The sequence below is a fragment of the Actinokineospora pegani genome (assembly GCF_009745975.1).
GTDB classification, from domain to species: domain Bacteria; phylum Actinomycetota; class Actinomycetes; order Mycobacteriales; family Pseudonocardiaceae; genus Actinokineospora; species Actinokineospora pegani.
On record NZ_WHOL01000063.1, the window covers coordinates 104,381 to 128,812 of the forward strand.

Genomic DNA, 24,432 nt, shown 5'->3' on the forward strand with positions numbered 1-24,432 from the left:
GGCTACCTCCGTCCTGGGTCGTGTGCGACCACCGCGTGCAGCGCCCCGTCAGCGAGGCGGACGCGCAGCGGTGCGCCCTCGTCCGCCTCGTCGACCGAGCGCAGGACGCGGGGGGCGCCATCGGCGTCCAGGAGTTGGACGACGGCGTACCCCCGCGCAAGCGTGGCCGCTGGCCCGAGGGTCGTCAAGCGGGCCCGGGTCGCCGTCAGCGCCGTCGTCTCCGCGGTGAGGCCGCCGAGGACGGCCCGGCGGGCTCGGTCGGTCAGCGAGCGGACCTCATCACCGCGCCTGACCAGCGGCGTCACCGGGTCGGCGAGCACCGGCCTGCTGCGCAACTGGGTCAGCAGCCGCAGTTCGCGGTCCACCCAGCCGTGCAGGGCGCGGCGGGCGCGGTCGCGCGCCTGGCGCACCCTGGCCTGCTCCTCGGCCACGTCGGGCACCACGCGCTTGCCCGCGTCGGTCGGGGTGGAGCAGCGCACGTCGGCGACGTGGTCGAGCAGCGGGGTGTCCGGCTCGTGGCCGATGGCGCTGAGCACCGGGGTGCGGCAGTCGGACACCGCGCGCAGCAGCGCCTCGTCGGAGAACGGCAGCAGGTCCTCCACGCTGCCCCCGCCGCGGGCGATGACGATGACGTCGACCTCGGGGTCGCGGTCGAGCACGCGCAGCGCGTCGAGGATCTGCGGCACGGCCATCGCGCCCTGCACGGCCACGTTCTCGACCCGGAACCGCACCGCGGGCCAGCGGCCCGTCGCGTTGGCCAGCACGTCGTGCTCGGCGGCCGAGGCCCGGCCGGTGATCAGCCCGACCTTGCCGGGCAGGAACGGCGGGCGGCGCTTGCGGCGGGGGTCGAACAGGCCCTCGGCGGCCAGCAGCTTGCGCAGCCGCTCGATGCGGGCCAGCAGCTCGCCGATGCCGACGGCGCGGATCTCGTCGGCGCGCAGGCTCAGCGTGCCGCGGTTCATGAAGAAGGTGGGCTTGGCGTGCACGAGCACCCTGGCGCCGTCGGTGAGCGGCGGCTCGTGCGCGCGCAGCACGCCGGTGGAGCAGGTGACCGTCATCGACACGTCGGCGGCCGGGTCGCGCAGGGTCAGGAACGCGGTGCCGGTGCCGGGCCGGGCGGAGATCTGGGTGAGCTGCCCCTCGACCCACACCGTGCCGAGCCGGTTGACCCACTCGGCGATCTTGCGCGACACGGTGCGGACAGGCCAGGGGTCCTCGGGGGTGGAACCGGGTTTCGGGTCGGTCACTTCTGCTGCTCGCGCACCGTCTCGATGCGCCGGGCCAGCATCCCGGTGAACGACGGCCGGTTCTCCCCGGCGCGCTCGTAGGCCAGCAGCTCCTCCAGGTCGGCCACGGAGAAGCCGCGCAGCCGGGCGCGCAACTGCGGCAGGGACAGCTCGTCGTAGTTGGGCACGGCGGCGGGGGCGCCCGCGATGGCCTTGCGCTCCTGCTCCCACGGGTCGTCGCCCGCGGCCTCGGCCTCGAGCGCCGCCTCCTCGGCCGCGCCGTCCTCGTCGGCCTCGTCCTCGATGGGGGCGGGTTCGGGCTCCGGAGCGAGGTCGTCGTCCACGGCGTCTGCGTCGTCTGTGCTGTCCTCGGCCACGCGGTCGAACGCGGGGCGCGCGTCGTCGTACTCGTCGATGTCCTCGTCGAAGGTCGCCCATTCCGGGGAGTCCTCGGCCGGGCGCAGCGCCGCGAGCACCTCGTCGCCGCGGATGGCCAGCTCGGTCACCTGCTGCTGGACCCGCATCGAGGCCTGCAGCGCCTGGCTGGCGATGGTCACCGGCAGCCCGACGAGCTGACCGGGCAGCTCTCGGGCGCGCTCGACGGCGGTCACGGCGAGCCCGGCCGCGAGCCGGACGGGGAGCGGGAGAGACTTCATGCCCCTTAGCCTGCCCGAACCGGCCGGATCTGCACAGTGAGCCACGGTGGCCTCCTGCCGAGAGCCGGGCCACACGTACCCTGGGAGACATGAGTGCTCCGACCAAGCGCGTGCTGCTGGCCAAGCCGCGGGGTTACTGCGCGGGTGTCGACCGGGCCGTGATCACCGTCGAGAAGGCCCTGGAAACCTACGGCGCACCGGTCTACGTGCGCAAGGAGATCGTGCACAACAAGCACGTCGTGGAGACGCTGCGCGAACGGGGCGTCATCTTCGTCGACGAGACCGACGAGGTGCCCGAGGGCGCGCTCGTGGTGTTCTCCGCGCACGGCGTGTCCCCCGCCGTCCACCAGCAGGCCGCCGAACGCAACCTGCGCACCATCGACGCGACCTGCCCGCTGGTCACCAAGGTGCACTACGAGGTCAAGCGCTTCGCCAAGGACGACTACGACATCCTGCTCATCGGCCACGAGGGCCACGAGGAGGTCGAGGGCACCGCGGGCGAGGCCCCCGAGAGCGTCCAGCTCGTCGACACCGCCGAGGACGTGGACAAGGTCGCCGTCCGGGACCCGTCCAAGGTCATCTGGCTGTCGCAGACCACCCTCTCGGTCGACGAGACGATGGAGCGGGTCAACCAGCTCAAGGGCCGCTTCCCCGACTTGCAGGACCCGCCGTCGGACGACATCTGCTACGCCACCTCCAACCGCCAGTTCGCGGTGAAGGCCATGGCCCCCGAGTGCGACCTGGTCCTGGTGGTCGGCTCGACCAACTCCTCCAACTCCAAGCGCCTGGTCGAGGTCGCCCTGCAGGCCGGGGCGCGCGCGTCCTACCTGGTCGACTTCGCCTCCGAGGTCGACGAGGCCTGGCTGGACGGCGTCGACACCGTCGGCGTCACCAGCGGCGCGTCCGTCCCCGACACCCTGGTGATGGACCTGCTGGCCTGGCTCGACGAACGCGGCTACGGCCACGTCGACGAGGTCACCACGGCCAACGAGAAGATCGTCTTCGCCCTGCCGAAGGAACTGCGCCGCGACCTCAAGGCCAAGCCCGCGGTCTGAGCGAGGCTGTGTCCGGGGGCCGGGAGGACATCCTCTCGGCCCCCGGACCGTCTCCGCCCCTGGTCCCCGCTTCATCCCCAGGTGACGATGGGCCTGTGGATGGATTCCCCGCCGTTCCGCCACTTCTCGGTAACGTTGAAAACGGGGGTCCCCAGGGCGGTTTGATCTTGAAGGCTGGGGCGAGCCTGGGTTGGGCTGGGCTGAGTCGGTGGGCCGCGGTTGGGTGCCGGGTTAGCCGGACCGCGTCAGGCCGGGCTGGCCGGGCTGGACTCGTGGAGTCTGAGCCGGGTGAGAACTGGGCTGGCTGCCGAGGCTGGGCCGGGCCGCGTCGAGTTGGCTCGGGTCGGGCTGAGGGGCCGGAATGGCGAAGGCCCCCGGGTGGTGGGGGTCTTCGCCAGGGCTACTACGGGCGCGGCTTGCGCGGGGGCTTGCGGTTGGGGTCCCGCGGGCGCTTGGCCGGTTCCCCGGCCTCGTCGCGCGGAGGGCGCTGCTTGCGGGGCTCCTTGGGCTCGCGCGCCTGCCGCCGCTCCTTCGGGGGGCGCGCGGCCTTGGGGGGCTCTTCACGGTCGGGGTCGCGCTGGGTGAAGATGCGGGCGATGCCGATGGCCAGGCAGATGGCCGTGGTGATCGCCATGGTGGGGAAGGTGCTGGTCAGCGGTAGCGCGACGGTGATCAGCAGTTCCTTGAGACCGGACTGGCCCTTGTCGGGGGACAACCATGCCAGCGCGAGGATCGCCGTGACCGCGAAGATCAAGGGCGGCTGGACCATCGGCCCGAACAGGTTGCGGCGGCGCACCAGGGCGATGGCGGCCACGCAGCCGAGCACGTACCCGCCGGTGTAGACGCCGCCGAGGGCGGCCGCGCGGTTCATGTCGACGACGGCGGCGACCCCGGACAGGACCAGGGCCACCAGCACGGCGGCCCACCAGGGCAGGCCCCGGGAACTGCCGAACACCGGTCGCTCGTCCCAGGCGGGCTCGGCGGTGTCGTCATCAAGATCGCCGGGGCGATCGCGAGTCGCGGTCACGCCGGTACACGTTAGACCTTGCGGGTGTGCCGCCTGTCAGGACTGCTCCGCTCAACCACCCGGGAGAGTGGTTGAGGTCACACCGGCGATCGGGGTGTGCCCGTCGACGGCCGGGGGAGCACACTCTGTGGTCGATCCCGACTCCTGGAGGAGACCGACCGTGACCGCCGTGTTCGGCACCCTGGCCGCCGTGCTCGCGCTCCTGCTCGCCGGGGCGGTCGCCCTGTTCTGGCGGCTCTACAACGACAGCGACCGGCGGGCCGCCGCCTTCCGCGCCGAGGTGGCCGCCGAGCGGGCCCGGTCCGACGCCCACCAGAGCGCGCTGCGCCGCTACGAGGTCGCGTTCGCCTCCATCAGCGGCCGCGGCGAGCTGGGCGAGCAGGTGCTGGTGGAGACCGCGAGGGCACTGGGCATGCGCGAGGGCCTGCACTTCACGGTGCAGACCGACGTGGCGGGCGGCGGCGCGGCCCGGCCCGACCTGCTGCTGCTGGTCGGCGACGGCCGCAAGGTCCCCGTCGACGCCAAGATGAGCATGGCCACCTGGGTCGAGGCCGTGGAGACCGACGACGCCGAGGAGCGGTTGGACGCGCTGCGCGTGCACGTGCGCAACATCCGCTCCCGCGCCGCGGACCTGGCGGGCAAGGGCTACCAGCGCTGGGCCGACGCCATCTACGGCACGATCATGTTCGTCCCCTCCGACGCCGCCGTGGTCGCCGCGCTCGACGCCGACCCCGAGCTGCTGCGCTGGCTGATGGACCGCCGCGTCTTCCTCTGCGGCCCCACCGGTTTCGCCGTCATCGCCGCCGCCGCCCTGTTCGCCGCCACCGAGCGCACCCTCGCCGAGGACGTCGCCGCCGTGCGCTCCCAGTCCGCCGCCGCCCACCGGGCCGCCGCGGGCGCGGTCGACGCGGTCAACCTGTCCAGCACGCACCTGCAGCGCTTCATCTCCGCCCGCCGCCGCGAGCTGGACGCCCTCGAGCAGTTCCGCGCCGCCGTCACCCCGTTGACCGAGGCCTCCGGCACCCCGACCGCCCTGTCGGAGATCCGCCGAGTCGAAGAGCCCACCTATACCGATTGACATGCAGCCAAATGGCTGCCTATTCTCGGGGGGTGGACGCGGTGTTCAAGGCCCTGGCCGACCCCGGGCGGCGTGCCCTGCTGGACCGGCTGCGCGAGCGCGGCGGCCAGACCCTGGGCGAGCTGTGCCAGGGGATGGACATGGCCCGGCAGTCGGTCAGCAAGCACCTGGCCGTGCTGGAGGCCGCTGACCTCGTGGTCACCGAGCGGCGGGGCAGGGAGAAGCTGCACCGCCTCAACGCCGCGCCGGTCACCGACATCGTCGACCGCTGGGTCAGCCGGTACCACCAGCCGCGCGCCCATGCCCTGGCCGACCTCAAACACGTCCTGGAGGAACCGTTGGACGACAACGACTTCGTCTACATGTCCTACATCCGCGCCACACCCGAACAGGTGTGGGACGCCCTGACCCGGCCCGAGTTCACCCGCCGGTACTGGGACGGCACCGAGCTCGTCTCCACCTGGGAGCAGGGCGCCCGGGTCTCCTGGGACGGCCACGAGGACGCCGGGCAGGTCGTGCTGGAGTCCGACCGGCCCCGGCTGCTCAGCTACACCTGGCACACCTTCACCCCCGCCTGGGCCGAGCACGTGGGTGTCGACGAGGAGCTGCGCGCGAAGCTGGCCGCCGAGCCGCGCACCCGTGCGACGTTCGCGATCGAGCAGGTCGGCGAGCTGGTCAAGCTCACCGTGACGCACTCCGGGTTCGAGCCGGGCTCGACCCTGCGGGGCATGGTCGGCGAGGGCTGGCCGCACATCGTCTCCAGCCTCAAGTCGCTGCTGGAAACCGGCTCCCCCTTGCCGCTCGAACAGAACGACCCGTTCGACGGCGTGTCGACCGCGATCGGGTGACCCCGCGTCCTACCGTGGTCGGTCATGCGCGTCCTGCACACCTCCGATTGGCACGTCGGGCGCACCTTCCACGGCCGCGACCTGCTCGCTGAGCAGGAATCGGTGCTCAGCGGCCTGGCCGACCTGGTGACCGACGAGCGGATCGACGCCGTCGTGGTCGCGGGCGACCTCTACGACCGCGCCGTGCCCTCCGCCGAGGCGGTCGCCACCTGCACCAGGGTGCTCACCGCGCTGGCCGCCGCCGGGACGCGCATCGTCATCACCCCCGGCAACCACGACTCCGCCGCCCGGCTGGGCGCCTTCGCCGGGTTCGCCGAGGCGGGCGGGCTGCACCTGCGCACCAGCGCCGCCGACATCGCCCGGCCGGTCCTGCTCGACGACGCCCACGGCCCGGTCGCGCTCTACGGAATCCCCTACCTGGAACCGGAACCGGCCCGCCACGCCCTGGGCGACCCGTCGCTGCGCGGGCACGCCGGGGTGCTCGGCGAGGCCATGCGCCGGGTCCGCGCCGACCTCGCCGCGCGGCCCGCGGGCACCCGGTCGGTGGTGCTGTCGCACGCGTTCGTCACCGGCGGGGCGGAGTCGGACTCGGAGCGCACGATCTCGGTCGGCGGTGTGCCGCACGTGCCGTCGGCGACCTTCGACGGCGTGGACTACGTCGCGCTCGGGCACCTGCACGGCCCGCAGGAGCTCTCGCCGCGCCTGCGCTACTCCGGTAGCCCCCTGGCCTACTCGTTCTCCGAGGCGCGCCACCGCAAGTCGGTCTACCTGGTCGAGCTGGGGCCCGAGGGGCTCGTCGACGTCGAGCGCCGCCACCTGCCGGTGCCGCGCGAGCTGGCCACCGCGCGCGGCGAGCTGGACGACCTGCTGCGCGATCCGGCGCTCGCGGAGTTGGAGGACAAGTTCCTCAGCGTCGAGCTGACCGACCAGGTGCGCCCGCTCGAGGCCATGCGCAGGCTGCGCGAGCGCTTCCCGCACGTGGCGCACCTGGAGTGGCGGCCGGAGGGCGGGCTCGTCGAGCTGCGCTACCGGGAGGCGGTGCGCGGCCGGTCCGACGAGGAGGTCGCCTGCTGCTTCGTCGCCGACGCCCGCAACGGCGTCGAGCCGGACGAGGCCGATCGGGAGCTGCTGCGCGAGGCGCTGGCCGCCGTCGCCGCGGAGGGTCGCCGATGAGGCTGCACCGCCTGGAGCTGTCCGGGTTCGGCCCGTACGCGGGGGTCGAGTCCGTCGACTTCGACGCCCTCGGCGCGGAGGGCCTGTTCCTGCTCACCGGCGACACCGGCGCGGGCAAGACGACGCTGCTCGACGCGGTGGCCTTCGCCCTGTTCGGGTCGGTCCCCGGTATGCGCGGCGAGACCAAGCGGCTGCGCTGCGACTACGCCCGCGCCGACAGCGAGACCTGGGTGCGCCTGGAGCTGACCATCCAGTCGCACCGCCTGCTCATCGAGCGCCACCCCGAGTACGAGCGCCGCAAGAAGCGCGGTGAGGGCACGACCCGGTCGCAGTCCCGCGTCTCGCTGACCTGGACCGGGCCCGCGCCGTCGGGCCACGCCCCGGACGGCATCACCCGCATCGACGAGGTGGCCGACACCGTCGAGCGGCTGCTCGGCATGACCAAGGAGCAGTTCTTCCAGGTCGTCCTGCTGCCGCAGGGCGACTTCGCCCGCTTCCTGCGCTCCACCACCGAGGAGCGCGAGGTGCTGCTGGAGAAGCTGTTCGGCACCCAGCGCTTCGAGCGCGTCGAGCAGTGGTTCCGCGAGCACCGCGCCGAGCGCCGCCGGGTCGTCGATGAGGCCCGTGAGGCGGCGCGGCGGCTCGCCGAGCGGTTCTCCCAGGCCGCGGGCGAGGACCTGCCCGACGACCCCGACCCCGGCTGGGTCACCGGCGTCGTCTCGGCCGCCGAGACGCTGCACCGCGAGTCCGCCGAGGCCGTCCGCACCACCGCGCAGGCCCGCGACCGCGCCGCCGCGGCCTTCGACGACGGCCGGTCGCTGCTGGCCAAGGTCGAGCGGGTCCGCCGCGCGACCGACGAGCTGGCCGAGCTGGCGGCCCAGGCGGAGGTCCGGGTGGCGTGGCGCGCGGAGATGGAGTCCGCCCGCCGCGCCCGGCCCGTCGTCTCCGCGCACGAGCAGTTGGACCGCGCCGAGCGCGCGGCGGGGTCGGCCGCCGAGGCGGTCGAACGGCGTGTCCAGGAGGCCGGGGCCCTGGGCGTGCGGGTCGACGGCGAGCGCTCGACCGAGGCGTTGTCGGACGTCGCTGCCCTGCGGGCGCTGGCAGGCGGGCTGCGCGAGGAGGCGGGGGCCCTCACCGGGCTGGTCGAGCAGGCGGGTCGTCAGCGCGAGGACGAGAAGCGGCTGGGGGCCCTGGCTGAGCGGATCGCTTCGCTGGGCGAGCGCCGCGACCGCGTGGCGGCGGCGTTGGCGGCCGTGCCCGAGCAGCTCCGGCAGGCGCGCGACGCCGTCGCCGCCGCGACTGCGGCCCAGGGCGTCGTCGAGGGTCTGCGGGCGCGGCGGGACGAGCTGGGCGGGGCGTTGCGGGAGCGCGATTCGCTGCCGGGCTTGGCGGAGGCGGAGAGCGCGGCGCGGTCGGCGAGCCAGGACTCCGTTGACCGGCACTTGACCGCGCGGGAGCGGGTCCTCGAACTCCGCCAGCTCCGGCTGGACGGGATGGCCGCCGAGTTGGCGGCGGGGCTGGCCACTGGGGAGCCGTGCCCGGTGTGCGGGGCGCACGAGCACCCCGTCCCGGCGCGCCCCGCGCCGAACGCCGCCACGGGCGCGGAGGAGCGGGCCGCCGCCGCCGCCGAACAGGAGGCCGCCCGGCGCAGCGACCGGGCGAAGGACGCGCTGTCCGAGGCGTCGGCGGCCGTGGCCGCCCTGCGGGAGCGCCTCGCCGTGTGGGCCGGGGTCGACCTCGACGCGGAGCTGGCGGCGGTGACCACCCGCTACCGCGCCGCCCGCGCGACGGCCGCTGGCCTGGAGGTCGCCACGAAGGAGCTGGACAAGGCCGAGACGGACGCGGAGACGCTCCGCTCCCACCGCGAGGCCATCGACCTCGATTCGGCCCGCGCGGCGGCCGAGCGGACGTCCCTCACCGAGGTCGTCACCGAACGCCGAACCAGGATCGACGCGGCCCGAGCGGGCTTCCCCACCGTCGCCGACCACCTCACCGACGTGCAACGCCGCGTCACCGTCGTCGAGTCCCTCGCCGACGCCTGCGTCGCCGCCGAGTCGGCCCGCGCCCACGTGGCCGAGCGCGGGGACCTGCTCGCCGCGGCGGTCGCGGAGGCGGGCTTCCACTCCCTGCCCGAGGCCCTGGGCGCCGCCCGCGCCGACACCGTCATCGAGAAACTGCACACCAGACTCGCCGATGCCGAAGCGGCCATCCGCCAGCACAGGACCACCCTCGCCGACCCAGACCTCTCCGGCGTCCTCCCCACCGCCACGGTCGACCTGGCCCCCCTGGAAGCCGCCGCCGTCTCAGCCCGCGGCGACGCCGAGAACGCCGTCGCCCAGGAGCGCCGGGCCAGGGAAGAGCACATCGCCGTCCGAGACCTGGGCAAGCGCCTCGTCCAAGCCTGGCAAGACCTCGCCCCCTTGGAAGCCGACTTCACCGCCCTCGACTCCCTCACCGACGTGGTCAACGGCCGGGGGCAGAACCACGCGCGCATGTCGCTGCGCTCCTATGTCCTCGCGGCCCGGTTGGAGGAAGTCGCCATCGCCGCCTCCGCCCGGCTCCGCGAGATGAGCCAGGGGCGGTACTCCTTCCAGCACACCGACGCAGCCGGACCCCGGGGGCGTCGCGGTGGGCTGGGCCTGGACGTGCTGGACGACTACTCGGGGCAGACCCGGCCAGCCAAGACGTTGTCGGGCGGGGAGTCGTTCATCGCCTCGCTGTCGTTGGCGCTGGGGTTGGCCGACGTGGTGGCGGCGGAGTCGGGGACGGCGCTGCTGGACACGTTGTTCGTGGACGAGGGCTTCGGGACGCTGGACGCGAACACGCTGGACGACGTGATGGCCACATTGGACGGGTTGCGGTCCGGGGGGCGGGTGGTGGGTCTGGTGTCGCATGTGGAGGAACTTCGCCAGCGGATTCCCGCCCGGTTGCGCGTCATGAAGGCCCGCACGGGCTCCACGGTCCGCGTGGAGGGAACGCTTTAGCCGACCGGCTGCTGTCCCAGGGGAGCCCAAGCCGAAAGCCGCTCAGCGACTTCCGCGTGAGCGAGGACACCGGTCGCCGCGGCGATGACGAGGTCGTACGCGCCATCCTCCGGCGCGTCCAGGTCCACACCGTTGAGGCCGTAGAAGACGAAAGCCGCCATCCAGCTCAGCCGCTTGTTGCCGTCGATCAAGGGGTGGTTGCGCACCACCGATTCGAGGAGCACAGCCGCCTTCTCGTGCAGCCCCGGATAGGCGTCCTGCCCCATCAGCGACGACTGCGGGCGGTGGGCCGCGGCGTCGAGCAACCCCAGGTCGCGGACCTTGGGCACGCCCAGGTCGGTCGCCAGGACGAGCAGGTCGTCCAGGGCCAGGTACTCGGCCATCACTGCGCGAGGCGGTCGAGCAGCGACGCGTAGCGCGCCCGACCGTCCTGGGACAGGGCGCGCACCCGACCATCTCGAACCGACCTGGCAGCGGTCTCCGTGATCGCCTGGACAACGGCCTCGTGCTCGCTCACCCCGGTGGCCTCGGCGAGCATCGCGAGGGCGCGCTGCTGTTCCTCGGTCAACCTCAGCGTCATCTCCACGACCGCACGGTACCGCGTTGGTATCACGATCGTCGTGGATTTCGGCGGCAACCGCGACCCCGGTCAGACGTTGAAGCGGAACTCGACCACGTCGCCGTCGGACATGACGTAGTCCTTGCCCTCGATGCGGACCTTGCCCGCTGACTTGGCCGCCGCCATCGAGCCCGCCGCCATCAGGTCCTCGAACGAGACGATCTCGGCCTTGATGAAGCCGCGTTCGAAGTCGGTGTGGATGACGCCCGCGGCCTGGGGGGCGGTGGCGCCCTGGGGGATGGTCCAGGCGCGGGACTCCTTGGGGCCCGCGGTGAGGTAGGTCTGCAGGCCGAGGGTGTGGAAGCCCGCGCGGGCCAGGGCGTTGAGGCCCGGTTCGGTCTGGCCGACGGACTCCAGGAGTTCGCGGGTGGACTCCTCGTCCAGTTCCAGCAGTTCCGCCTCGACCTTGGCGTCGAGGAACACCGCGTCGGCGGGGGCGACCAGCCTGGCCAGCTCGGCGACGCGGTTGTCGTCGGTGAGGATCGACTCGTCGGCGTTGAAGACGTAGAGGAAGGGCTTGGTCGTCAGGAGGGAGAGCTCGCGCAGCAGGGACACGTCGACGCCCGCGGTGAACAGGGTCGTTCCGGAGTCGAGGATGTCCTTGGCGGCGTTGGCGGCGTCGAGGGTGGGGCGGGCCTCCTTGCGGGTGCGCGCCTCCTTCTCCAGCCGGGGGATCGCCTTCTCCAGGGTCTGCAGGTCGGCGAGGATCAGCTCGGTGTTGATCGTCTCGATGTCCGACAGCGGGTCGACCTTGCCGTCGACGTGCACCACGTCCGGGTCGTCGAAGACGCGGATGACCTGGCAGATGGCGTTGGCCTCGCGGATGTTGGCGAGGAACTTGTTGCCCAGGCCCGCGCCCTCCGACGCGCCCTTGACGATCCCGGCGATGTCGACGAACGACACCACCGCCGGGACGGTCTTCTCGCTGCCGAACACCTCCGCGAGCTTGTCCAACCGGGGGTCGGGCAGCGGGACGATGCCGACGTTGGGCTCGATGGTCGCGAACGGGTAGTTCGCGGCGAGCACGTCGTTGTTCGTCAGGGCGTTGAACAGAGTGGACTTGCCGACGTTGGGCAGGCCGACGATGCCGAGGGTCAAACTCACGGGTCGGGAGTCTACGGACCGCCCCCGGCCGCCCCGTCCGGGTGGCCGCTGTGTCAATTCGTTACCAACACAATTACCAGTTTTCGTGACACATAGTCGCTGTTCGTAGCCCGTCTGTCCGCAGGACAGCGCCCATTCGCTTAGTAACGATCACTGGTTTTGCGCCGATAGGGCGACCCTCTGTGCTCATGTCCCAGATAACGCACGGTCGGATTAGCCCAATTGGACGCTAGTCACCAGGTCACCCCTCAACAACACTCCGTGAGCGCCCTGCCGTTCTCCGCTTGCTCGGACGTGTGACAGGTAGCGCTCCAGCTCACCCGCTGAGGAAGAAGGACGTGGGATGATTCGACCCGAATGGCGACGACGCAGTCGCATCGCCGCAGGTGTCGCGCTGACGTCGGCGCTGGCGAGCGCGATGCTCGTCACCGGTCCGGCCGCGTCCGCGGCGCCGTCGTCGGCCCCGGCCGAGGACGGGCCCGGCATCGGCAAGCACGACCTGGACCTGCTGAACAAGGCCAGGCAGGCAGGCCGCAAGACCGTCAAGGTGCTGATCAGCACCGCCGAGCAGGGTGACGCGGCGGCCAAGGTCGACGAGCTGTCCAGGGCGGGCGCCAAGGTCGAGTACCGCAAGGACGACATCGGCTACGTGCGCGCCGAGGTCCCCGTCGACCAGGTCAAGAAGATCGCCGCCCTGCCCGGGGTCAGCGCGCTCGACCTCGACGAGAACATCCCGCTGCCCGACCCGGCCCCCGCGGGCGCGGTCGACCCGTCGCCGCAGCCCGCGCCGGGCCCGTCCACCCCGCGGGTCAACCCGTACATGCCCACCGGGGACATCAACGCGGCCCAGTTCGTCAACGACCACCCGACCTGGGACGGCCGCGGCACCACCGTGGCCATCGTCGACTCCGGCGTGGACCTCGACCACCCGTCGCTGAACACCACCAGCACCGGCGAGCGCAAGATCACCGACTGGGTCACCCACACCGACCCCGGCTTCACCGGCACCACCAACAACGACGACGACCCGACGTGGCTGCTGATGACCACGAAGACCACGGGCGCCGCCGTCGGCCTGCCGAACGAGACCGGCGACCTGCGCGTCGGGACGTTCGACGAGCGCGACCCGCGCCTGGGCGGCGAGATGGGCAGCGACGTCAACCGCGACGGCAACCCCGCCGGGTCCAAGGGCACCTTCGGCGTGGTGTGGAACGTCGGCACCGGCGCCGTCTGGGTCGACCTCGACCAGGACGGCGCGTTCGACGACGAGAAGCCGATGACCGACTACAAGGTCAAGCACGACATCGGCTACTTCGGCACCGACAACGCCGACACCCCGGTGAAGGAGCACGTGCCGTTCGTCGTGCAGACGAGCCCGTCGACCAACTCGGTCAACATCGGCATCGTCTCCGGCGCGCACGGCTCGCACGTGGCGGGCATCGTCGCGGGCAACCGGCTCTTCGGCGGCACCATGAACGGCGCGGCCCCCGGCGCGAACCTGGTCTCGGTCCGGGTCTGCCTGTGGATCACCGGCTGCACCAACCACGCCCTGCTCGAGGGCATGATCTACGCCGCCTCGGTGGCCAACGTCGACGTCATCAACATGTCGATCGGCGGCCTGCCCGCGCTCAACGACGCCAACAACGCGCGCGCTGAGCTCTACGACCGGCTGATCGACACCTACGACGTGCAGATGTTCATCTCCGCGGGCAACTCCGGCGCGGGCTCGAACACCGTGGGCGACCCGTCGGTGGCCAGCAAGGTCGTCTCCGTCGGCTCCTACATCACCAAGGAGACCTGGCAGCGCAACTACGGCTCCGACCTGGGCGTCTCCGAGTCCCTGCACGGCTTCTCCTCGCGCGGCCCGCGCGAGGACGGCGGCTTCAAGCCCAACGTCGTCGCCCCCGGCTCGGCGATCTCCACCGTGCCGACCTGGCAGGAGGGCCAGCCGGTGGCGGGCACCTACGCCCTGCCGCCCGGCTACGCGCAGTTCAACGGCACCTCGATGGCCTCCCCGCAGGCCGCGGGCGCCGCGGCGCTGCTGGTGAGCGCGGCCAAGGCGAAGAACGTGCCGCACACCGCCGCGCAGATCCGCGACGCGTTCTACTCGACGTCCCGGTTCATCAACACCCTCGGCGCCTACGAGCAGGGCAACGGCCTGATCGACGTCAAGAAGGCCTGGACGCTGCTGAAGAAGAACCCGAGCCAGACCGCGATCACCACCTCGGTGCCGGTCAACACCGCGCTGTCGCAGTTCCTCAAGACCCCGGGCGTCGGCGTCGGCATCAACGACCGCGAGGGCGTGCGTGCGGGCGACACCTACACCCGCACCTACACCTTCACCCGCACCACCGGGTCGGCCGCGCCGGTGACCTACAAGGTCTCGTGGGTGGGCAACGACGGCACGTTCACCTCGGCCAAGAAGGTGACGCTGCCGCTCAACAGCGCGGTGAAGTTCCCGGTCACGGTCAAGCCGGGGGCCGCGGGCATCCACTCCGCGATCCTGAACCTGGACAGCCCGCTGACCGCCGCCATCGACGCGCAGACCCTCAACACGGTCGTCGCGGCGGAGGACTTCACGGCGGCCAACGCCTACACCATCCGCAAGGGCGGGCAGCTCGGGCGCAACGAGACCCAGTCGTTCTTCTACCGGGTCGGCCCGAACACCCCGGCGTTCAAGGTGGACATGCAGGGCGGTGGCGACACCCCCGGCGCGGGCCAGTTGCGCTTCCTGCGCTTCCACCCCTACGGCGTCGGCACCGAGTCCAACAGCTCGCTCAACTGCTACACCCCCGCCGTCGCGTCCTGCGACGCGGGCAGCCCCACCAGCCGGACGGTGACCAACCCGCAGCCCGGCGTGTGGGAGGTCGTGGTGGAGGCCCGCCGCACGTCCGACGCGGCGACCGCCCCGTTCACGCTGACCGCCTCGGTGCTCGGCGCGACCGTGTCCCCCAACCCGGACACGATCGCCTCGGCGGCCGCGGGCGTCCCGGTGGCCCGCTCCTACACCCTGAAGAACCTGTTCGGTCCCTTCACCGGCAAGGCGAGCGGCACCGACCTGGGCAGCGCCAAGCAGGCCCGGCTGACGATCGGCGACGGTGAGAGCCAGCAGTACCAGATCCCGGTGACCGCGGGCTCGACCTCGCTGCGGGTCAAGATCGGCGCCACCAGCGACCTCGGCGCCGACCTCGACCTCGCCGTGTTCCGCTGCGCCCCGAGCTGCGTGCTCGTCGGGCAGGCGGCGGACGGCGACTCCGAGGAGGAGGTGACCATCGCCAACCCGGCGGCGGGCACCTACATCGCCCTGGTGGACGGCTACTCGGTGCCCGCGGGCACCACGCAGTTCGACTACCTGGACGTGTTCACCAACCCGGCCTTCGGCTCGGTCGCGGTGACCGACGCGGACGCCCTGCGCGCCGCCAACGCGTCGTGGACGGTGTCGGGCGCGGTGACCGCGAACGCGGCGCCCGCGGCCGGTCGCGTCCTGCTCGGCAACGTCGAGGTGCGCACCGACACCGGTGTGCTCGTCGGCTCCGGCGACGTCGTCGTCCAGGCGGTCTCCTGACCGCGCGGGTGAGGGCCGCACGGGTTTGACCACCTGAGTGCGAGTGACAACGGGGACCCGCCTGACCGGCGGGTCCCCGTTCTCGTCCCGGGAAAGCGAGGCACATGTCTGTTTCTCGCCAGACCGGGGGGCCCGCCGCCGGCAGCATGGTCCGGTGTTGATCGACCCGGAGCTGGCCCACCGCGCCGCCGCCGTCCGCGACACGCGCTTCGACGGCAGGCTCGTCCTGGCCGTCCGCACGACGGGGGTCTACTGCGCGCCCTCGTGCCCGGCGGCGGCCGCGCGGCGGCGCTCGGCGGAGTTCTTCCCGACCTCGGCCGCGGCGCAGCAGCAGGGCTACCGGGCGTGCCTGCGCTGCCTGCCCGACGTCATCCCCGGCTCCCCGGAGTGGAACACCCGCGGCGACCTGGCCGGGCGCGCCATGCGGCTGATCCTCGACGGCGTCATCGAGCGCGAGGGCGTGCCCGGCCTTGCCCGCCGCGTCGGCTACTCGGAGCGGCACCTGACCAGGGTGCTCACCGCCGAGCTGGGCGCGGGCCCGCTGGCCCTGGCCCGCGCCCAGCGCGCCCACCTGGCCCGGCTGCTCATCGAGACCACCTCGCTGAGCGTGTCCGACGTGGCCTTCGCCGCGGGCTTCGCCAGCGTCCGCCAGTTCAACGACACCGTCCGCGCCGTGTTCGCCGCGACCCCGTCGGAGCTGCGCACCGCGGCCTCCCGCGGGGGGAGCCGAAGACGGGTCCCCACCACCCCCGGCCGCGTCACCCTCCGCCTGCCCGTCCGCACCCCCTTCGACGCGGCGGGCATCCTGGCCTTCCTGGGCTCCCGCGCCATCCCCGGCGTCGAGGCCGCCCACCCCGGCCGCTACTCCCGCACCCTGCGCCTGCCGCACGGCCCGGCGACCGCCCACCTGCGCCCGGCGGGCACCCACGTCGAGTGCGCCCTACGCCTGGCCGACCTGCGCGACCTGGGCACCGCCGTCGCCCGGCTGCGCAGGCTGTTCGACCTCGACGCCGACCCGGCGGCCATCGACCGCGTGCTGGCCGCGGACCCCGGCCTGGCCCCGTCGGTGGCGGCCGTCCCCGGCATCCGGGTGCCCGGCAGCGTCGACGGCACCGAGACGGTCCTGCGGGCGCTCCTGGGCCAGCAGTTGACGGTGCCCGCGGCTCGTGCGGCGGCGCGTCGGCTCACCGAGGCGGTGGGGGAGTCCCTGCCCGCGCGGGACGGCGAGCTGACGACGTTGTTCCCGTCGGCGGCGGCGGTGGCTGAGCGGGGCGGGGAGGTGCTGGCGGGGCCGACTCGGCGCGTGGACGCGATCCGGATGGTGTGCGCGGCGATCGCGTCGGGGGAGCTGGAGCTGCACGTGGGGGTGGACCCGGAGGCGTTGCGGTCCCGGTTGCGGTCCTACCCCGGGGTCGGGGCCTCGACCGCCGGGTACGTGGTGATGCGGCTGCTGGGGGAGCCGGACATCCTGCCGCCCAACGACGTCGTGCCGCGCGGCGCGGACGACCTGGCGGAGCGGGGGCGGGCGTGGAGCCCGTGGCGGTCGTACGCGGGGATGCACCTGTGGCGCACCTCAGCCCGCGTCGTCCCGGAGCCGTAGGGTCGCGTAACGGAGACGAGAAAGTCTCGATTCCTCCTACATGGAGACCGATGAGCAGGTGGTGGCGAACTTCGAGCTGCACGTGCGCCGCCACATCGCCGCGTTGCAGGCCCTGGGCCACCCGGCCAACGTCTTCACCGCCATGGTCGCGGACTACGGCGCGGTGGGCGCCACCCGGCGCCTGATCCTCGACCCCGCCCCCTCCTACGGCCTCTGGCGCCTCGCGGAGACGGGCAACCTCTCCCTGAGCGTCGAGCTGGCCACCCTCCTGCCCGCCTACCGCCCACTGTTCGACGACGCGGTCCGCGACGCCGCCTGGCGCAAACTGGAACTCCTGGGCGTCAAGGTCCCCGACGAGATAGCCGACGCCGACCGCGCCCTCGTCCGGGACTGAGGTCCTGCCCGGCGGGTCAGCCCAGGGCGTCGAGCACCCCGTCGATCTCGGTGGCCAGCGTGGTGTCGAGCTCGGTGATGCCGTCCTCGGAGTGGGTCATGAGCCGAAAAGTCACCGTGCGCCACCGGATGTCGATGTCCGGGTGGTGATCGGCGCTCTCCGCGATCTCCGCGACCCGGTTGACCACCTGGATGGCCTGGGGGAACGACGGGAGTTCGGCCTCGCGGACCAGGGCCCCGTCCTGGAGCCTCCAGGTCGAGAGGGCGCCGAGGGCCTTGCCGAGGTCTTGTTCGCTCAGGATCTGGGGCATGGGTCCATGGTGGCCCACCGCGGCGGCGTACGCTCGGTTCCGCCACGGGAGTCCGGTAATGGCCGGGCTGAGAGGAGGGCACGAGCCCTCGACCGTCTACCTGATCAGGGTCATGCCTGCGCAGGGAGGGCCTCGTGGTGCGCACCCGTCCCAGGAGGCCCGTTATGCGTCGGTTCATCCCACTTGTCGCACTCGCCCTGGTGGCGGGGTGCTCGGTCGGCTCGGGTGGGGAGACCGCTGGGGAGCGGAAGGTCGTGCTGGTCACGCACGACTCCTTCGCCGTCGACCAGTCGGTGCTCGACCGGTTCCGGGAGCGGTCCGGGATCACCGTGGAGGTCCGGTCCAGCGGCGACGCGGGGGCGTTGACCAACCAACTGGTGTTGACCAAGGCCAATCCGCTCGGCGACGTGGCGTTCGGGGTCGACAACACCTTCGCCTCCCGCGCGCTCGACGAGGGGGTCTTCGCCGAGCACCGGGGGCCCGAGTCCGACAAGGGCCAGCAGCGCTACGCCGTGGACGACAGCGGCAGGCTCAGCGCGGTGGACGTGGGAGACGTCTGCGTCAACGTCGACAACGCGCTCGCCGACCCGCCCAGGACGTTCGAGGACCTCGCCGACCCGCGGTTCAAGGACAAGCTGGTCGTCGAGGACCCGGCGACGTCCTCGCCCGGGCTGGCGTTCCTGCTCGGCACCGTGGCGCACTTCGGCGAGCAGGGCTGGCAGGGGTACTGGGCCCAGCTCAAGGCCAACGGCGTCAAGGTCGTCAGCGGCTGGGAGGAGGCCTACACCCAGGAGTTCTCCGGCTCGTCGGGCAAGGGCCCGCGCCCGATCGTCGTCTCCTACGCGTCCTCCCCGTCCGCCGAGGTGGGCGACGACGGCACCCCGCGCACGACCGCGCTGCTGGACACCTGCTTCCGCCAGGTCGAGTACGCGGGCGTGCTCAACGGGGCCAAGAACCCCGAGGACGCGGGCGAGGTCGTCGACTTCCTGCTGTCGGAGGACTTCCAGGAGACCGTCGCCGACAAGATGTACGTCTACCCGTCCCGCGAGGGCGTGGCGCTGCCCGAGTCGTGGGCGGTCGCCGCCCCGCTGCCGCAGAACCCCGCGACCCTGCCCGCCGCCGACATCTCGGCCAACCGGCAGCGGTGGATCGAGCAGTGGCGCTCCGCCGTCCAGGGCTGAGGAGGGCCGCGGGGCCGCTGCTGTTCGCCGCCGTCCCGCTGGGCTTCCTCGCCGTCTTCTTCCTCTGGCCGGTGGCCGCGATCGTGCGGCTGGGCGTGGTCGAGGGCGGGCTCGCCGCGGTCTGGTCCGAGGCGGGCACGTGGGGGCTGGTCGGGTTCACGCTGGGCCAGGCCGCCGCGGCGACGGTGGTCGCGGTGCTGGCCGGGCTGCCGGTGGCGTTCCTGCTGGCCAGGGTGCGGCTGCCGGGGGCGGCGCTGGTCCGGGCGGCGGTGCTGGTGCCGTTCGTGCTGCCGACGGTCGTGGTGGGGCTGGCGTTCCGGTCGCTGATGCCCGACGGCGGGGTGCTGGCGATCGTGCTGGCCAACGCGTTCTTCAACGTCGCCGTGGTGGCCAGGACCGTCGGCGGGCTGTGGGCGCACCTCGACCGCCGGGCCGAGGACGCCGCGCGGGCGCTGGGCGCGACCCGGCTGCGCGCGTTCACCTCGGTGACCCTGCCCGCGCTCACCCCGGCGATCGGCTCGGCCGCCGCGGTGGTCTTCCTGTTCTGCGCCACCAGCTTCGGCGTGGTGCTGCTGCTCGGCGGGGCCCGGTACCGGACCCTGGAGACCGAGATCTACCTGCGCACGGTCGAGTTGCTGGACCTCTCGGGCGCGGCGGCGTTGTCGTTGTTGCAGTTCCTCGCGGTGGTGGCGGTGCTGGTCGCGGGGGCGATCGCCCGCCGCCGCAGGGAGGGCGCCCAGGAGTTGCGCGGCCGGGCCGAGGTGGCGCGGCGGCCGGAGCGCGGGGAGTGGGTGGCGGTCGCGCTGGCCTACGGCGTGCTCGCCGCGTTGGCGGTGCCGGTCGTGGCGCTGGTGGTCCGGTCGTTCTCCGGCGGGTTCGCGGGCTACGCGGCGCTGAACACCACCGGCTACCGGGGGTCGTTGCAGGTCACGGGGGTCGAAGCGGCGGTGAACTCGCTGCGCGCCGCGACCGACGCGACGCTGTTGGCCATGGTGCTGGGGGTGTTGGCGTCCGTCGCGCTGGTGCTGCTGGGGCGCTCCGGTCTGCGCCCGGGGTTCGTCGAGGGCGTCGACACCGCGCTGATGCTGCCGCTGGGCGTCTCGGCGGTGACGGTCGGGTTCGGCTACCTGATCACCCTGGACGCGCTGCCGGGCGACCTGCGCACCTCGCCGGTGCTGGTGCCGCTGGCGCAGGCGCTCGTCGTGACGCCGCTGGTGGTGCGGACCCTGCTCCCGGTGCTGCGCTCGGTCGACGACCGCCTCCGGCAGGCTGCCGCGGCGCTGGGCGCGGGCCCGTGGCGGGTGTGGCGCGAGGTCGACATCCCGCTGGCTGGCCGGTCCCTGGTGGCCTCGGCGGCGTTCGGCTACGTGGTGGCGCTGGGCGAGTTCGGCGCGACGAGCTTCCTGGCCCGCCCGGACGCGGCGACCCTGCCGGTGGTCATCGGTCGGCTCGTGGCGCGCCCGGGGGAGCTCAACAACCAGATGGCCTACGCGGCCTGCACCTTGCTGATGCTGGTGACCGTGGTGGTCGCGATCGCCGTCGAGCGGTTGCGCGTGCCGGGAGTGGGTGAGTTCTGATGCTGGGCGTCGAGGGCTTGTCGGTCCACTACGGATCGGTGACCGCCGTGTCCGATGTGGACCTCATGGTCGCGGACGGCGAGGTGCTGGCGCTGCTGGGTCCCTCCGGCTGCGGCAAGTCGACGCTGCTGCGCGCGGTGGCCGGGTTGCAGGAGTGCTCGGGGGCGGTGCGGTGGGACGGGGCGGACCTGGCCAAGGTCCCGGTCCACCGGCGCGGGTTCGGCCTGGTGTTCCAGGACGGGCAGCTCTTCCCGCACCGGGACGTGGCGGGCAACATCGCCTTCGGGCTGCGGATGGCGGGCGTGGGCAAGGCGGCCCGGGTCGCCCGCGTGGCGGAGCTGCTGGAGCTGGTCGGCCTGGCGGGCTACGCCTCCCGGCGCGTGGGGGAGCTGTCGGGGGGAGAGCGGCAGCGGGTGGCGTTGGCGCGGGCGCTGGCCCCCCGGCCCCGCTTGCTGCTGCTGGACGAGCCACTGTCCGCTTTGGACCGTGCGCTGCGCGAGCACCTGGCCGTCGACCTGGCCAGGGTGCTGCGGCTGTCCGGGACGACGGCGCTGGTGGTCACCCACGACCACGACGAGGCGTTCACGCTGGCCGACCGGGTCGCGCTGATGCGCGGCGGGGTCATCCGCCAGGTCGGCGCGCCGGGCGAGGTGTGGGGGCGGCCGGTCGACGCCGAGACCGCCCGGTTCCTTGGCTGCGGGCGCGTGCTGGACGCGGGCGAGCTGGCCGCCTTCGGCGGGGTGCCGTGGGCGGGGCAGGTCGGTCTGCGCGAGTCCGCGCTGCGGGTGGCCGCCGACGGCCCGGTCGCGGGCGAGGTGACGGCGGCCGTGCACCGCCGCGACCACGTCCGGCTGGTGGTCGCGACGGTGGGGCTGGGGCAGGTCGACGCCGTGGCCGGGATCGCCGAGGCGCCCAGGGTGGGCGACTCGGTGTCGCTGCGCCTCGACGAGTCCGGCGTGGTGCCGGTGGGGTGAGCGCTCAGCCGTCGCGGGTGAGCATCCGGGACAGGGCCAGGGAGTAGCCGATGACCAGGTAGCAGCCGCCGCGCAGCACGCCCTCGACGAGGTTGCCGGTGGGCATCGGGTCGCTGATGACGTCGGGCAGGTCGCCCCAGCTCGTGGTGATGAGGGCGGGGGTGAGCCAGTCCAGCGCGGGGATGGCGTTGAGCACGCCCGAGACGATCACCAGGCCCAGCGCCACCGCGACGACCACCAGCGGGTGCTCGGTCATGGCGGACACGGCCAGCGCCACCGCGGCCAGGGCCCACACCTGGAAGGTGACCAGGGCGGCGAACAGCAGCACCCGGCCCAGGCCCGCGCCGAAGGGCAGCGTGGTGCCGGAGATGGTGAGCATCCCGTCGCCGCCGAGCAGGACGACGCCCGCGACGGTGCCGGTGACGGTCATCAGCAGCACGGCGAGCAGGGTCACCGCGGCGACGCCGAACGCCTTGACCGCCAGCAGGCGCGCGCGGCCGACCGGGGCGACCAGCAGGCCGCGCAGGGTGCCGTTGGCCGCCTCGCCCGCCAGCGCGTCGGCCGAGAGCATGGCGCCGACCAGGGGCAGCAGCATGGTCATCGCGATGACGAGGCTGAAGACCGGCAGCAGCAGGCCGTTGCCCTCGACCAGGCTCGCCATGCCGCCGCCGTTGGGGCCCTCGGCGCCGAGCGCCCCGGAGTCGGCGGCGATGGCGATGCCGACGCCCGCCACGACCGGGACCAGGGCCAGCAGGCCCAGCACGACCAGGGTTCGGGGGCGGCGCAGGACCAGGCGCAGCTCCGAGCGCAGCAGCCTGCCCAGCGGGGCGCGGGTGGCGGTCGGGCGTTGGACCGCCCGGTCCACGACGGCGGTGGTCATCGGGTCTCCTGGGGTACGAGCAGGTCGTCCATGTCGGGGTCGGCGGCGGTGGTCAGCCGGGCGAACAGGTCCTCCAGGCCGGTGCGCTGCCTGCGGACCTCGTGCACCGGCACGCCCGCGCGGACCAGCGTCGCCACGACCTCGGGCGCGGTGGTGGCGGTCAGGTCGACCCGGATGCCCTCGGCGGTCGAGCGGGCCGGGATGCGGCTGTCGCGCAGGGCGTCCACAGCGGACTCGACCTCGGGCGTGGACACCAGCAGGGAGGCGGTGCCCGCGTCGAGCAGGTCGCGCAGGTCGCCCTGGGCCACGACGGTGCCCTGGTTGAGCACGGCCACGTGCGTGCAGGTCGCCTCGACCTCGGCCAGCAGGTGCGAGGACACGACCACGGTCGTCCCCTCGGCGTGCAGGTCGGCCATGATCGAGCGGATCTCCCTGGTGCCCGCCGGGTCCAGGCCGTTGGTCGGCTCGTCGAGCACGACCAGCCTGCGCGGCACCAGCAGCGCGGCGGCCAGGCCGAGCCGCTGCTTCATGCCGAGCGAGTACCCCCGGTAGCGGCGGTTGGCCGCGTGCGCGAGGCCGACCCGCTCCACCGCCGCCCGCACGGCGGCGGGGGTGCCCGCGCCGGTCAGGTGCGGCTCGGCGGCCGCGACGCGCAGCAGGTTCTCCGTGCCGGACAGGAACGGGTGGAAGCCCGGTCCCTCGACCAGCGCGCCCACCTCGGGCAGCGCCCGCGCGGCGCCGTCGGGCAGCGCGTGGCCGAGCAGCTCGATCTCGCCCCTGGTCGGGGTGACCAGGCCCAGGAGCATGCGGATGGTCGTGGTCTTGCCGGAGCCGTTGGGGCCGAGCATCCCCATCACCGCGCCCGTGGGCACGTCGAGGTCCACGTTGTCCACCGCGACGGTGCCCCGGTAGACCTTGCGCAGACCACGCGTGCGGGCGGCGAGCGGGGTGGCCGCGGCGTCCGCCGCGGCCACCCCTTCCTGCCCGGGGGTCCCGGTCACTTCTGGCCGAGGGCGTCGACGAGCACCTGCTGCGGGACCGCGCCGACGGCGACCTGGCCGTCGTCGGTCACCAGGGCCGTGCCGACCTTGGTGGTGATGACGGTGCCGGTGCCGAACGCGCCGCTCACCGGCTGCCCGAACTGCTTGACCAGGTCGAGCCCGGTGGTCTTGCCGCCCTCGCGGCCACCCTTGTCCTCGGTGGTCACCTCGGACTCGAGCAGGTCCGCCGGGACCGTGCCGACGTAGACGGTGTCCCAACCCGAGCCGACGACCTTCGGCTTGATGGCGTTGAGCAGGTCCTGCTTCTGCTGCTCGGTGGGCTCGTGCTTGCCCACCTCGGCGTTGCCGTCGGTGACCTTCGCGCCCGCGGGCGGGGTGAAGGTGAACAGCGAGGCGTCCTGCGCGCCGGGGGTGAACTCGGTGAAGCCCAGGCTCAGCGCCGGGGCGGCGCTGCCGTTGGCCAGCACCTCCAGGCGCAGCGGCACCCGGGTCTCGGAGTCGACCGAGATGCGCACCTCGCGCAGCAGCGTGCGCTCGGACGGCTTCGGGGTCACCACGAGCTGGTAGACGGGGCGGTCGGCCACGCGGGCGGTGCCGTCGACCGACAGCGTCGACTCGTCCCCCATCGCCGTGACGAACTCGCGGGCGGCGGCCGCCGGGTCGGTCAGCCGCTGCTCCTCGCCCGCCTTGTCCCGCGCCCCACCGGTGTACTTCACGACCGACTTGTCGGCCGAGCTCCACAGCCAGGTGGTGGCGCCATCGGCGACCAGCGTCTTCTCGCCGTCGCCCTCGATCAGCGACACCCGGGCCTTGCCCTCGCCGTCGGTGTAGATCCGCGCGGCCTCGTCCCCGGTCGGCAGGCCGGGGATCGGCAGGCCCAGGTCGCTGGACACCGCCACGGTCCCCGACAGCGCGGGGACGTCGGTGGTCAGCACCGACGCGACCAACGACTCGGCGGTGGTCTCCGGCAGCGCGGGCGGTGTGGTGTCGGCGCCTGCCGGGGCGGCGATCAAGACCAGCCCGACCACGCCCGCGGTCGTCCCCGCCGCCGCCGCGGAAAGCGCCGTCCTCTTCCTGTTCATCGCTCTCACTCCCTGTTCGGGCTTTCTCTCCCTGTTCGAGGAGGGTTCCTCCCCGCACCGATGACAGTGCTCCACCGACGCTGAGATGGCGCTGAGAG

The 24,432-nt window shown here is 73.3% G+C and carries 21 protein-coding genes; 11 read left to right on the forward strand and 10 right to left on the reverse strand.

Annotation, left to right across the window (positions count from 1 at the left end; translation table 11 throughout):
* Positions 1-2 precede the first annotated feature (2 nt).
* Together xseA and GCL84_RS08355 are read right to left on the reverse strand one after the other, a co-directional pair.
* Entirely contained in the window at positions 3-1,247 is a 1,245-nt protein-coding gene (gene xseA / locus GCL84_RS08350) for an exodeoxyribonuclease VII large subunit (RefSeq protein WP_156754798.1), read from the reverse strand.
* Complete coding sequence (locus tag GCL84_RS08355; RefSeq protein ID WP_156754799.1) at positions 1,244-1,882, reverse strand: lipid droplet-associated protein; 639 nt, start codon at positions 1,880-1,882, stop codon at positions 1,244-1,246. The genes xseA and GCL84_RS08355 overlap by 4 nt, the downstream gene beginning before the upstream one ends.
* 89 nt (positions 1,883-1,971) lie before the next feature.
* Here GCL84_RS08355 and GCL84_RS08360 point away from each other — a divergent pair, with 89 nt between their 5' ends.
* A complete protein-coding gene (locus tag GCL84_RS08360) occupies positions 1,972-2,937 on the forward strand; it encodes a 4-hydroxy-3-methylbut-2-enyl diphosphate reductase (protein WP_156754800.1) in 966 nt (321 codons plus the stop codon).
* A 403-nt stretch (positions 2,938-3,340) separates the two neighbouring features.
* On the opposite strand, the gene GCL84_RS08365 is transcribed toward GCL84_RS08360, so the two are convergent.
* Positions 3,341-3,964 carry a DUF6542 domain-containing protein gene (locus GCL84_RS08365; RefSeq protein ID WP_235926079.1) on the reverse strand — a complete coding sequence of 208 codons (624 nt, stop codon included), beginning with the start codon at positions 3,962-3,964 and terminating at the stop codon, positions 3,341-3,343.
* Positions 3,965-4,124: 160 nt separating this feature from the next.
* On the opposite strand from GCL84_RS08365, the gene rmuC reads away from it, so the two are divergent.
* From rmuC to GCL84_RS08385, 4 genes are read left to right on the forward strand one after another with little or no spacing between them, the layout of a single operon-like run.
* Positions 4,125-5,042: a DNA recombination protein RmuC gene (gene rmuC / locus GCL84_RS08370; protein ID WP_235926080.1), complete on the forward strand. Its 918-nt coding sequence runs from the start codon at positions 4,125-4,127 to the stop codon at positions 5,040-5,042.
* Positions 5,043-5,074: 32 nt separating this feature from the next.
* Complete coding sequence (locus GCL84_RS08375) at positions 5,075-5,890, forward strand: ArsR/SmtB family transcription factor (RefSeq protein ID WP_156754803.1); 816 nt, start codon at positions 5,075-5,077, stop codon at positions 5,888-5,890.
* Positions 5,891-5,914: 24 nt separating this feature from the next.
* Positions 5,915-7,063, forward strand: a complete 1,149-nt coding sequence (locus GCL84_RS08380) for an exonuclease SbcCD subunit D (RefSeq protein WP_156754804.1) — start codon at positions 5,915-5,917, stop codon at positions 7,061-7,063.
* Positions 7,060-10,047 carry an AAA family ATPase gene (locus GCL84_RS08385; RefSeq protein WP_156754805.1) on the forward strand — a complete coding sequence of 996 codons (2,988 nt, stop codon included), beginning with the start codon at positions 7,060-7,062 and terminating at the stop codon, positions 10,045-10,047. Before GCL84_RS08380 ends, GCL84_RS08385 begins: the two co-directional genes overlap by 4 nt.
* Here GCL84_RS08385 and GCL84_RS08390 read toward each other — a convergent pair.
* The 3 genes from GCL84_RS08390 to ychF form a co-directional block, all read right to left on the reverse strand.
* The gene (locus GCL84_RS08390) at positions 10,044-10,430 is read right to left on the reverse strand and encodes a type II toxin-antitoxin system death-on-curing family toxin (RefSeq protein WP_156754806.1); all 387 of its coding nucleotides are present in this window, start codon (positions 10,428-10,430) and stop codon (positions 10,044-10,046) included. The genes GCL84_RS08385 and GCL84_RS08390 overlap by 4 nt on opposite strands.
* A complete protein-coding gene (locus GCL84_RS08395; RefSeq protein ID WP_156754807.1) occupies positions 10,430-10,633 on the reverse strand; it encodes a CopG family transcriptional regulator in 204 nt (67 codons plus the stop codon). The genes GCL84_RS08390 and GCL84_RS08395 overlap by 1 nt, the downstream gene beginning before the upstream one ends.
* Before the next feature lie 63 nt (positions 10,634-10,696).
* The gene (gene ychF / locus GCL84_RS08400) at positions 10,697-11,770 is read right to left on the reverse strand and encodes a redox-regulated ATPase YchF (protein WP_156754808.1); all 1,074 of its coding nucleotides are present in this window, start codon (positions 11,768-11,770) and stop codon (positions 10,697-10,699) included.
* Positions 11,771-12,113: 343 nt separating this feature from the next.
* Between ychF and GCL84_RS08405 the strand changes: the two genes are divergently transcribed.
* From GCL84_RS08405 to GCL84_RS08415, 3 genes are all read left to right on the forward strand, one after another.
* Complete coding sequence (locus tag GCL84_RS08405) at positions 12,114-15,335, forward strand: S8 family serine peptidase (protein ID WP_156754809.1); 3,222 nt, start codon at positions 12,114-12,116, stop codon at positions 15,333-15,335.
* 154 nt (positions 15,336-15,489) lie between these two features.
* Positions 15,490-16,935, forward strand: a complete 1,446-nt coding sequence (locus tag GCL84_RS08410; RefSeq protein ID WP_156754810.1) for an AlkA N-terminal domain-containing protein — start codon at positions 15,490-15,492, stop codon at positions 16,933-16,935.
* A gap of 40 nt (positions 16,936-16,975) precedes the next feature.
* A complete protein-coding gene (locus GCL84_RS08415) occupies positions 16,976-17,329 on the forward strand; it encodes a hypothetical protein (protein ID WP_156754811.1) in 354 nt (117 codons plus the stop codon).
* 16 nt (positions 17,330-17,345) lie between these two features.
* Here the strand turns inward: GCL84_RS08415 and GCL84_RS08420 are convergent, their stop codons facing one another.
* Positions 17,346-17,639: a 4a-hydroxytetrahydrobiopterin dehydratase gene (locus GCL84_RS08420; RefSeq protein WP_156754812.1), complete on the reverse strand. Its 294-nt coding sequence runs from the start codon at positions 17,637-17,639 to the stop codon at positions 17,346-17,348.
* A gap of 164 nt (positions 17,640-17,803) precedes the next feature.
* On the opposite strand from GCL84_RS08420, the gene GCL84_RS08425 reads away from it, so the two are divergent.
* The 3 genes from GCL84_RS08425 to GCL84_RS08435 are packed head-to-tail and all read left to right on the forward strand — an operon-like array spanning position 17,804 to position 21,371.
* On the forward strand, positions 17,804-18,820 hold the full coding sequence (locus GCL84_RS08425; protein ID WP_156754813.1) for a thiamine ABC transporter substrate-binding protein: 1,017 nt from the start codon (positions 17,804-17,806) through the stop codon (positions 18,818-18,820).
* Positions 18,796-20,397, forward strand: a complete 1,602-nt coding sequence (locus tag GCL84_RS08430) for an ABC transporter permease (protein WP_235926081.1) — start codon at positions 18,796-18,798, stop codon at positions 20,395-20,397. The genes GCL84_RS08425 and GCL84_RS08430 overlap by 25 nt, the downstream gene beginning before the upstream one ends.
* Positions 20,394-21,371, forward strand: a complete 978-nt coding sequence (locus tag GCL84_RS08435) for an ABC transporter ATP-binding protein (protein WP_407924377.1) — start codon at positions 20,394-20,396, stop codon at positions 21,369-21,371. Before GCL84_RS08430 ends, GCL84_RS08435 begins: the two co-directional genes overlap by 4 nt.
* A gap of 4 nt (positions 21,372-21,375) precedes the next feature.
* Here the strand turns inward: GCL84_RS08435 and GCL84_RS08440 are convergent, their stop codons facing one another.
* From GCL84_RS08440 to GCL84_RS08450, 3 genes are read right to left on the reverse strand one after another with little or no spacing between them, the layout of a single operon-like run.
* Positions 21,376-22,251 (reverse strand): ABC transporter permease subunit, encoded by an 876-nt coding sequence (locus GCL84_RS08440; RefSeq protein ID WP_156754815.1) that lies wholly within the window; start codon positions 22,249-22,251, stop codon positions 21,376-21,378.
* Positions 22,248-23,225, reverse strand: a complete 978-nt coding sequence (locus GCL84_RS08445; protein ID WP_235926082.1) for an ABC transporter ATP-binding protein — start codon at positions 23,223-23,225, stop codon at positions 22,248-22,250. Before GCL84_RS08445 ends, GCL84_RS08440 begins: the two co-directional genes overlap by 4 nt.
* A 23-nt stretch (positions 23,226-23,248) precedes the next feature.
* A complete protein-coding gene (locus GCL84_RS08450; RefSeq protein WP_156754817.1) occupies positions 23,249-24,334 on the reverse strand; it encodes a LolA family protein in 1,086 nt (361 codons plus the stop codon).
* Positions 24,335-24,432: the final 98 nt, after the last annotated feature.